The organism is Vibrio sp. 10N.261.51.C6 (assembly GCF_041471785.1).
GTDB lineage: Bacteria > Pseudomonadota > Gammaproteobacteria > Enterobacterales > Vibrionaceae > Vibrio > Vibrio crassostreae_C.
Genome location: NZ_JBFRPB010000007.1, coordinates 128,956 through 136,972 on the forward strand (window position 1 = coordinate 128,956; position 8,017 = coordinate 136,972).

General features: G+C 44.5%; 7 protein-coding genes. All 7 read right to left on the bottom strand.

What is annotated here, in order from left to right:
• Positions 1-41: 41 nt before the first annotated feature.
• The 7 genes from rpoB to secE all read right to left on the bottom strand — a co-directional run bounded on the left by rpoB (position 42) and on the right by secE (position 7,767).
• Positions 42-4,070 (bottom strand): DNA-directed RNA polymerase subunit beta, encoded by a 4,029-nt coding sequence (gene rpoB, locus AB4375_RS01500; RefSeq protein ID WP_017060526.1) that lies wholly within the window; start codon positions 4,068-4,070, stop codon positions 42-44.
• Between the two features lie 235 nt (positions 4,071-4,305).
• The gene (gene rplL, locus AB4375_RS01505; protein WP_017060525.1) at positions 4,306-4,674 is read right to left on the bottom strand and encodes a 50S ribosomal protein L7/L12; all 369 of its coding nucleotides are present in this window, start codon (positions 4,672-4,674) and stop codon (positions 4,306-4,308) included.
• Between the two features lie 57 nt (positions 4,675-4,731).
• Complete coding sequence (gene rplJ / locus AB4375_RS01510; protein ID WP_017060524.1) at positions 4,732-5,226, bottom strand: 50S ribosomal protein L10; 495 nt, start codon at positions 5,224-5,226, stop codon at positions 4,732-4,734.
• Between the two features lie 250 nt (positions 5,227-5,476).
• Positions 5,477-6,181 carry a 50S ribosomal protein L1 gene (gene rplA / locus AB4375_RS01515; protein ID WP_017068866.1) on the bottom strand — a complete coding sequence of 235 codons (705 nt, stop codon included), beginning with the start codon at positions 6,179-6,181 and terminating at the stop codon, positions 5,477-5,479.
• A gap of 4 nt (positions 6,182-6,185) precedes the next feature.
• Positions 6,186-6,614, bottom strand: coding sequence for a 50S ribosomal protein L11 (gene rplK, locus AB4375_RS01520; RefSeq protein ID WP_026084318.1), 429 nt, complete (start codon positions 6,612-6,614; stop codon positions 6,186-6,188).
• A gap of 213 nt (positions 6,615-6,827) precedes the next feature.
• Complete coding sequence (nusG, locus tag AB4375_RS01525; protein WP_010435556.1) at positions 6,828-7,376, bottom strand: transcription termination/antitermination protein NusG; 549 nt, start codon at positions 7,374-7,376, stop codon at positions 6,828-6,830.
• A gap of 13 nt (positions 7,377-7,389) precedes the next feature.
• Positions 7,390-7,767, bottom strand: a complete 378-nt coding sequence (gene secE, locus AB4375_RS01530) for a preprotein translocase subunit SecE (RefSeq protein ID WP_010435558.1) — start codon at positions 7,765-7,767, stop codon at positions 7,390-7,392.
• Between the last annotated feature and the right edge of the window lie 250 nt (positions 7,768-8,017).

An 8,017-nucleotide genomic window follows, 5' to 3' on the forward strand; every position in this document is an offset into this window, starting at 1 on the left:
TTTACCAAATAATCCTATCTTCTTTTAAAAAGAAGGAGGGATTACTCTTCGTCTTCTAGCTCGATGTTGATACCTAGCGAGCGAATCTCTTTCAACAGTACGTTGAACGACTCAGGCATACCAGGTTCCATGCTATGGTTACCGTCTACGATGTTCTTATACATCTTAGTACGGCCGTTAACGTCATCTGACTTAACTGTTAGCATTTCTTGTAGAGTATATGCAGCACCGTATGCTTCTAGTGCCCATACTTCCATCTCACCGAAACGCTGACCACCGAACTGAGCTTTACCACCAAGTGGTTGCTGAGTTACTAGGCTGTAAGAACCAGTTGAACGAGCATGCATCTTGTCATCAACCAAGTGGTTCAGTTTCAGCATGTACATGTAACCAACAGTTACAGGACGCTCAAACGAATCACCAGTACGACCATCAAACAGTTTAAGCTGACCAGATTCTGGCAGATCACCCAGTTTAAGTAGTTCTTTGATTAGAGACTCAGAAGCACCGTCGAACACAGGAGTAGCAATCGGTAGACCGCCACGTAGGTTCTTGATCAGTGTACGAACTTGATCATCAGACAGTTCAGCAATATCAACTTTCTGACGAGTATCACCAAGATCGTAAACCTTCTGTAGGAACTCACGGAACTTATGCAGTTCTTGTTGTTCCTTAACCATTTGGTTGATCTTGTCACCGATACCTTTCGCAGCCAAACCTAAGTGAACTTCTAGGATCTGACCGATGTTCATACGCGATGGTACACCCAGCGGGTTAAGTACGATGTCTACAGGCTGACCTTTCTCATCGTATGGCATGTCTTCAACAGGGTTAATCTTAGAGATTACACCTTTGTTACCGTGACGACCGGCCATCTTATCACCAGGCTGGATACGACGTTTAACCGCTAGGTAAACTTTAACAATCTTAAGAACGCCAGGCGCTAGATCATCACCTTGAGTGATTTTACGACGCTTAGTTTCAAACTTCTTATCGAAGTCTGCTTTTAGCTCATCCCACTGCTCAGCAAGTTGCTCAAGCTGTGTTTGTAGCGCATCGTCTTCTAGAACTTGCTCTAGCCATTGCTTACGACCGATAGTATCAAGCTTAGCTTCAGAGTAACCACCAGACAGAAGTACAGCTTTAACACGGTTAAGAAGGCCACCCTCAAGAATTTGGAACTCTTCAGTTAGGTCTTTCTTAGCTTCTTTAAGCTGCATCTGTTCGATTTCAAGTGCACGCTTGTCTTTCTCTACGCCATCGCGAGTGAAGACTTGTACATCGATGATAGTACCCGAAACAGAGTTTGGTACACGTAGAGAAGTATCTTTAACATCAGATGCTTTCTCACCGAAGATAGCACGTAGTAGCTTCTCTTCAGGAGTCAGTTGAGTTTCACCTTTAGGGGTTACTTTACCAACTAGGATGTCGCCACCCTTAACTTCAGCACCAATGTAAACGATACCTGACTCGTCTAGTTTAGACAGAGCAGACTCACCTACGTTTGGAATATCAGCTGTGATCTCTTCAGAACCCAGCTTAGTATCACGAGCCACACAAGATAGTTCTTGGATGTGGATTGTCGTGAAACGGTCTTCTTGAACTACGCGCTCAGATACTAAGATCGAGTCTTCGAAGTTGTAACCGTTCCAAGGCATGAATGCGATACGCATGTTTTGGCCAAGAGCTAGTTCACCAAGGTCTGTTGAAGGACCATCAGCAAGAACATCGCCACGTGCAACTGGTTCACCAGGAAGTACAGTTGGACGTTGGTTAATACATGTGTTTTGGTTCGAACGCGTGTACTTAGTTAGGTTGTAGATATCGATACCAGCTTCGCCAGGTACCAATTCATCTTCGTTAACCTTAACTACGATACGAGAAGCGTCTACAGACTGAACTTGACCACCACGTTTAGCAACCGCTGTAACACCAGAGTCAACTGCGATGTTACGTTCGATACCAGTACCTACTAGAGGCTTATCAGCCTTAAGTGTTGGTACAGCTTGACGTTGCATGTTGGCACCCATCAATGCACGGTTCGCATCATCGTGTTCTAGGAACGGGATAAGCGAAGCAGCGATAGATACTACTTGGTTTGTCGCAACGTCCATGTAGTCAACGTGATCGCGTGGGTGAAGACCAGATTCACCTTTTTGACGAGCTGTGATTAGCTCATCTGCAAACGTACCTTCTTCAGTAAGAATGGTGTTTGCTTGCGCGATTACGAATTGACCTTCCTGGATTGCAGACAGGTAATCAACTTCTTCTGTTACTACACCATCTACTACACGACGGTACGGAGTTTCTAGGAAACCGTAATCGTTACAACGTGCAAACGCAGATAGTGAGTTAATTAGACCGATGTTTGGACCTTCAGGCGTTTCGATCGGACATAGACGACCGTAGTGAGTTACGTGAACGTCACGTACTTCGAAGCCTGCGCGCTCACGAGTAAGACCACCAGGACCTAAAGCAGAGATACGACGTTTGTGCGTAACTTCTGACAATGGGTTGTTTTGGTCCATGAACTGTGAAAGCTGTGAAGAGCCAAAGAATTCTTTAACTGCAGCAGAGATCGGCTTAGCGTTGATAAGATCTTGAGGCATGATTGCATCAAGGTCACCAAGGCTTAGGCGCTCTTTAACGGCACGTTCTACACGAACTAGACCAACACGGAATTGGTTTTCTGCCATTTCACCTACAGAACGGATACGACGGTTGCCAAGGTGGTCGATATCGTCCACTTCACCAATACCGTTACGGATACCAATCAGTTTCTTCATCACTTCGATGATGTCTGATTCATCCAGAGTACCGCGCTCTTCTTCTTCTTCACGCTCGATAGAGCTGTTGAACTTCATACGGCCTACAGTTGATAGGTCGTAACGTTCTTCAGAGAAGAATAGGCTTTCGAATAGAGACTCTGCAGCTTCTTTCGTTGGTGGCTCGCCAGGACGCATCATGCGGTAGATTTCTACCAATGCAGAGATGCGATCTACTGTGCTATCTGCACGTAGAGTGTCTGACATGAATGGACCGTGATCTAGGTCATTCGTGAACAGAGTTTGTAGAGCCTTGTGACCTGCTTGAGACAGGTTAGCAAGTGCTTCTAGGCTAATCTCTTGGTTCGCGCCAACGATGATCTCGCCAGTTGCTTCATTGATGTAATCTTTAGATGCAACTTTACCAACGATGTACTCTACTGGTACTTCGATGTGCTCAACGCCATCTTTTTCAAGTTGACGGATATGACGAGCAGTAACACGACGACCAGTCTCAACGTAAGTTTTTCCGTTTGCTTCGATGTCGAATGACGCAGTTTCACCACGTAGACGATCAGGAACCAACTCCATAAGAAGAGTTTGGTCTTTAACTTCGAAGTTCACCTTGTCGAAGAACAGATCTAGGATCTCTTCAGTCGATTTACCAAGTGCACGAAGAATAATCGATGCTGGTAGCTTACGACGACGGTCGATACGTACGAATAAGTTATCCTTAGGATCGAACTCAAAGTCTAACCATGAGCCACGGTAAGGAATTACACGTGCGTTATAAAGAACTTTACCTGATGAGTGGGTCTTACCCTTATCACTGTCGAAGAACACGCCTGGGCTTCGGTGCAGCTGGGATACGATAACCCTCTCGGTACCATTAATTACGAAAGTACCATTGTCTGTCATAAGCGGAATTTCGCCCATGTAGACTTCTTGTTCTTTAATGTCTTTTACAGTACCTGCTGGTGCATCTCGATCAAAGATAACTAGACGTAGTTTTACGCGTAGTGGCTTTGAGTAAGTAACACCGCGGATTTGACATTCTTTAACGTCAAAAACTGGCTCACCAAGACGGTAGCTAACGTATTGCAGCTCAGAATTGCCGTTGTAGCTCTGAATTGGAAATACAGAACGGAAAGCAGCTTCAAGACCGTATTGACCTTCTGGATCCTGTTCGATGAATTTGTCGAAAGAATCAAGCTGGATCGATAACAGGTATGGAATGTCCAAAACTTGTGGACGAGTACCAAAATCCTTACGGATGCGCTTTTTCTCGGTATAAGAGTAAACCATGGGGTTCCTCAGCTCGCTGATAAGTGACCCAAACCACCCAAAACACTCTTCAGAGGGGGTGGTGACAAACAGCTGTTTAGTGGTAGTGAACAATCATTTCGAAAAAATGACTGTTTTTTTGCTCGGATTATGACGGTTAAACAGCGGAAATTTCGTCATAGCCCTACAGCGCAAAAAGGCCGGTGGTTAATAAACCACCAGCCATTAGCCTTGCGGCTATGAAATTAAGTAATAATTACTTGATTTCAACAGAAGCGCCAGCTTCTTCTAGCTGTGCTTTAAGAGCTTCAGCTTCAGCTTTGTCAACGCCTTCTTTAAGCGCTGCAGGAGCTGAGTCTACAAGACCTTTAGCTTCTTTAAGACCTAGGCCAGTTGCGCCACGTACAGCTTTGATAACTTGTACTTTGTTAGCGCCAGCAGCAGTTAGGATTACGTCGAATTCAGTTTGCTCAGCAGCAGCGTCGCCGCCAGCTGCGCCACCAGCTACAACTGCAGCTGCAGCTGAAACGCCGAATTTCTCTTCCATAGCTTCGATAAGCTCAACAACTTGCATTACAGACATTTCTGCAACTGCGTCTAGGATTTGCTCGTTAGTAATAGACATAACAATTCTCTTTTAAGTCAACAATAAGTTTAATTTGCAACCAGTGAAAAGCAAGGCTTAAGCCGCTGCTTCTTCTTTTTGGTCACGTAGTGCAGCGATAGTACGAACCAGCTTGCCAGCAGAAGCTTCTTTCATGCACATCATTAGGCGTGCGATAGCTTCGTCGTAAGTTGGTAGTGTCGCTAGTACTTCAGCATCAGTAACTGCGCCTTCAAATGCAGCAGCTTTGATCTCGAAATCTTTGTTCTCTTTAGCGAAGTCTTTGAAAAGACGCGCTGCAGCACCTGGGTGCTCGTTAGAGAACGCGATCAGAGTTGGACCAGTGAAAGTGTCTACTAGACACTCGTAGTCTGTACCCTGAACCGCACGGCGTGCTAGTGTGTTACGAACAACTTTCATGTAAACACCCGCTTCGCGAGCTTGTTTACGTAGAGAAGTCATTGCGCCAACTTCAACGCCACGAGAATCAGCTACAACTGCAGAAAGTGCACCACTGGCAGCTTCGTTGACTTCAGCAACAATTGCTTTTTTGTCTTGAAGATTTAAAGCCATTTGGATTAACCTCTGGTTGTGATTACAGCACCCAATACAAAATGTATTGAGCGTTTACGATGTTATTTAAAAATGAATAAATCCACTTCAAACCACAACATCGCCTACGTAGGTTTTATTAAGCTATCAATAATCTAATGAAAATCGACAGCGCCTACGGTCTTGGGATAGATGATTTCAAATTGCTTTAAAACCACCCAACCACAAATATTAGGCGCAGAAGTATACACTAAATCTGCGCCTAAGCAAATTAGTTTGCTTGAGTATCAAGACTAGCTTGATCAACAGCAACACCAGCACCCATCGTAGTAGAGATGCTTACTTTCTTCAGGTAAGTACCCTTAGCTGAAGAAGGCTTAGCTTTCTTAAGAGCAACTAGAAGTGCTTCTAGGTTCTCTTGAAGCTGGCTAGCTTCGAAAGATGCTTTACCGATAGTAGTGTGGATGATGCCGTTCTTGTCGTTACGGTAACGAACCTGACCAGCTTTAGCGTTCTTAACCGCTTCAGCAACGTTAGGAGTTACAGTGCCAACTTTAGGGTTTGGCATAAGGCCGCGTGGACCTAGGATTGTACCTAGTTGACCAACAACACGCATTGCATCTGGAGAAGCAACAACTACGTCGAAGTTCATTTCGCCTTTTTTCACTTGCTCAGCAAGATCTTCCATACCAACGATATCTGCGCCAGCAGCTTTAGCAGCTTCTGCGTTTGCACCTTGAGTGAAAACAGCAACGCGGATGTCACGGCCAGTACCGTGAGGTAGCACAGTTGCGCCACGAACGTTTTGGTCAGATTTACGAGCATCGATGCCTAGGTTAACAGCAACGTCTACAGACTCAACGAATTTAGCAGTCGCTAGTTCTTTTAGAAGAGCAACAGCTTCGTTGATTTCGTATTCTTTAGTTGAGTCAACTTTGTCGCGGATTACGCGCATACGCTTAGTAAGTTTTGCCATGATCTTATCCCTCTACCACTAGGCCCATTGAACGAGCAGTACCAGCAATAGAACGCTTCATTGCTTCGATGTCAGCACCAGTCATATCAGCAGCTTTAGTTTCTGCGATTTCTTGGATTTGAGCGTCAGTTACTGTGCCCACTTTTTCAGTGTTTGGACGACCAGAACCAGACTTAACGCCAGCAGCTTTCTTAAGAAGAACAGCAGCAGGTGGAGTCTTAGTTACGAACGTGAAAGAACGGTCGTTGTAAACAGTAATAACTACTGGAGTAGGTAGACCTTTCTCAACAGATTCTGTTTTTGCGTTGAACGCTTTACAGAATTCCATGATGTTCACGCCGTGTTGACCTAGAGCAGGACCAACCGGTGGACTTGGGTTTGCCATACCAGCTGCAACTTGCAGTTTGATATAAGCTTCAACTTTCTTAGCCATGATATTTCCTAATATTTGGGTACATGCGCCAGCCGTAAGGCGAGCTCCCCATAATTTCAATTAACTCTTTTTTACTTCCACAGAAGCAAAAAGGCGCGAAATTATAATCATAATTCGCGCCTTTAACAACCCTAAAAAGGTGATTTTTTATACTCTTTAATTTTGAACAGCTTATGAACTATTTATCCACAACTTGCTCAAAAGGTAAGAGTATTAGTCCAGTTTTTCAACCTGACCAAATTCAAGCTCAACCGGTGTTGCACGACCAAAGATCGATACAGATACCTTAATGCGGCTTTTCTCGTAATCTACTTCTTCAACAGTACCGTTGAAGTCAGCAAATGGACCATCGTTCACACGAACCACTTCACCCGCTTCGAACATTGTCTTAGGACGTGGAGACTCGCTCGCTTTCTCTAGACGGTTCAAGATAGCATCAGCTTCTTTATCAGTGATTGGTGCAGGACGATCAGAGGTACCACCAATGAAGCCCATAACACGCGGAATGCTGCGTACTAAGTGCCATGATTCATCATTCATGATCATTTGAACTAATACGTAGCCAGGGAAGAATTTACGTTCACTTTTACGGCGTTGGCCTGCACGCATTTCCACTACTTCTTCAGTAGGTACTAGCACATCGCCAAATAGTTCTTCCATGTTGTGCATTTTAATATGCTCGCGTAGCGACTGTGCAACACGACCTTCAAAGCCAGAAAAGGCTTGAACTACATACCAACGTTTTTTTGGAGCTTCACTCATGAATCAGAACCCTCTACACCCCAGTTGCTAGAGAAACTAGACGGACCATAATGCCGTCAATTCCCCAAAGCACTAGAGACATAACAATACATACAGCTAAAACGATCAATGTAGTTTGCATAGTTTCTTGGCGAGTAGGCCAAACAACTTTACGAATCTCCATACGAGATTCTTTTGCAAAATCGATCGCAGCTTTACCTTTAGTTGTTGTTGCTGCAACGCCTAGTGCGGCAGCAATCAGCACAACTACACCTGCAGCGCGAATTACAACAGACAATTCACCATACAGGTAATTACCCACAACAGCAGCAGCCAACAGAACAAAAGCGACAATCCACTTCATTGTATCTGCTGCACCTGAGCTATCAGGAGTTTCAGCGTTTGCTTTCATAAAACCAACCTGTGATAAGTCTTAAATATAGACGACAATAACCCCGCTGTTGCAGGGCACATTCCTTTGCGTTGCAAAACAACACATCTAACAGTCATTTTAGTCAAAAAGACCGTTTAATTCTTTGCTAAGAGCAAAAATCGATGTCAAAACATCCAACTCTTTTTTTAGCGCAGAAAAAGGGCATCAAATGATGCCCTTTTTACTAGTGGTTCGTCAAATCTTATGCAAAGATTTTAGCTACAACACC

Excerpts from the sequence above, each read along its gene's own strand:
- rpoB (WP_017060526.1), bottom strand. The coding sequence starts at position 4,070 with ATGGTTTACTCTTATACCGAGAAAAAGCGCATCCGTAAGGATTTTGGT.
- rplL (WP_017060525.1), bottom strand. The coding sequence starts at position 4,674 with ATGTCTATTACTAACGAGCAAATCCTAGACGCAGTTGCAGAAATGTCT.
- rplJ (WP_017060524.1), bottom strand. The coding sequence starts at position 5,226 with ATGGCTTTAAATCTTCAAGACAAAAAAGCAATTGTTGCTGAAGTCAAC.
- rplA (WP_017068866.1), bottom strand. The coding sequence starts at position 6,181 with ATGGCAAAACTTACTAAGCGTATGCGCGTAATCCGCGACAAAGTTGAC.
- rplK (WP_026084318.1), bottom strand. The coding sequence starts at position 6,614 with ATGGCTAAGAAAGTTGAAGCTTATATCAAACTGCAAGTTGCAGCTGGT.
- nusG (WP_010435556.1), bottom strand. The coding sequence starts at position 7,376 with ATGAGTGAAGCTCCAAAAAAACGTTGGTATGTAGTTCAAGCCTTTTCT.
- secE (WP_010435558.1), bottom strand. The coding sequence starts at position 7,767 with ATGAAAGCAAACGCTGAAACTCCTGATAGCTCAGGTGCAGCAGATACA.